Source organism: Adlercreutzia sp. ZJ473 (genome assembly GCF_013185065.1).
Lineage (GTDB): Bacteria > Actinomycetota > Coriobacteriia > Coriobacteriales > Eggerthellaceae > CAAEEV01.
In genome coordinates, this window is record NZ_JAAVTO010000114.1 from 1 (window position 1) to 1526 (window position 1526).

1 protein-coding gene is annotated in these 1526 nt (G+C 61.5%); it reads right to left on the bottom strand.

Annotation, left to right across the window (positions count from 1 at the left end; genetic code table 11):
* Positions 1–96: 96 nt before the first annotated feature.
* The gene (locus HRL41_RS11880; RefSeq protein WP_172137201.1) at positions 97–1284 is read right to left on the bottom strand and encodes an IS110 family transposase; all 1188 of its coding nucleotides are present in this window, start codon (positions 1282–1284) and stop codon (positions 97–99) included.
* Between the last annotated feature and the right edge of the window lie 242 nt (positions 1285–1526).

Here is a 1526-nt window from a genome sequence, read left to right on the forward strand (position 1 = left end):
GTCAATCCCTATATTTAGGACCTGTTTTCGGGCATGCTGCGCCATGCTCTCGTCTCATGAGAGCATGCTCCTGGTGTATATTGTTCGCGTCGAAGGCTAGATCGAGTACATCTCGCCGTTCTTCACCATGGCGTACATGACGTCGACGCGCCTTCTCGCGAGGGCGCTTATCGCTTGGCCGTGAGAGCGCCCCTCGCTCCTCTTCTTCTCGTAGTACGCCCTCGATCTCTCATCGCATTGGACCGCGCTCTGAGCCGCCTGCCTCAATGCGTTCTTCAGCTGCCCGTTGCCTCTCGGCTTGACCGATCCTCTGATCGAGGTCCCCGATTCCCATCTGCCGGGCGCAAGCCCGGCATAGGATGCGAGATGACCTGCGCTCGGGAACCTCTCGAAGCCGCCGATAGCGCCCAATATGACGGCGCACCACACATTCCCTATGCCCGGCATCGAGCGCAGTATCGCTGCTTCGGGGAGCCCGTCGAGCAGCTCCACCATCCTCGCGTCCAGGCGCTCCATCTCCGAGAAGACGTTCTGGAGTATGGAGGCATCGGCCGATATGCATCGCTCCATCGAGGAAGCCCCTGCGACCCTGACGGTCTGCGACCCCAGCGCTTCGAACATCTCCCCGACGAGCCTGGGCGCTCGCGTGCATTGCCTGGGCTTCTTCTCCGCCCAGCGAAGAACCTTCTCGCGTCCCGCAACGCGCAAGCCGTCGGGTCCTCCGTATCTGGCGAAGATCTGGAGCGCGAGCTTCCCGAACATCTTCTCCCTGGGCAATGCCCGTTCGAGCTCGGGGCAAATGCGAGCGACCATCCCCCTCATCCTCAACTGGATCCTCACGCTCTCGCGCGACAGGAAAGCATGCTGGGACGACAGGATCGCGAGCTCTTCGGCCCGCGCATCTCGCTCGCTCAGAGGAATGAGCAGATCGGGCATCCTCATCGCCACGTCCGCTATCACGGCCGCGTCTATCGCGTCGGTCTTGGCGTAGCCCGGATAGAGTCTCGCGGCCTGCCTCATCGCGTAGGTGGGAAGGTAGCGGATATCCTCTCCACGGTGCAGGCATATCGCGACGAACAATCCTCCCACATCCGATGCCTGATCGACCGCGAAGCAGACTCTGCCGTACGCGTTCGCCTCTTCGATGAGCTCCACTATCGCCTCTTCGGACTGCTCCACCCGACGGTCTATCGTCTTCTCGGCGTCGCCTGCTTTGCGCCCGACGGCATGATGGAAGCTCTTCCCGATATCGATGCCTATATAGAAATCGTATTCTCGTGCCATGGATCGAGCCCTCCTCGCGTTGATCGCCGCCGCTCTCAAGTCACGGCTTGCGCCCCCGGCATAACACTACCGAGCGATGTGCGGCATCAATCCCTAGCGGTGAGCGCTCGCCTGCGGATGCGGTGGCAAGACCACGCAGGTGCTCTGCACAATTCTTCTGAACCATGCCGCATCCGCTGACCGAGCGGCCCGAAGCGCATCGCTTCGGCGATACGATATTAGCTCTTCGGCCCCGTAGTGTT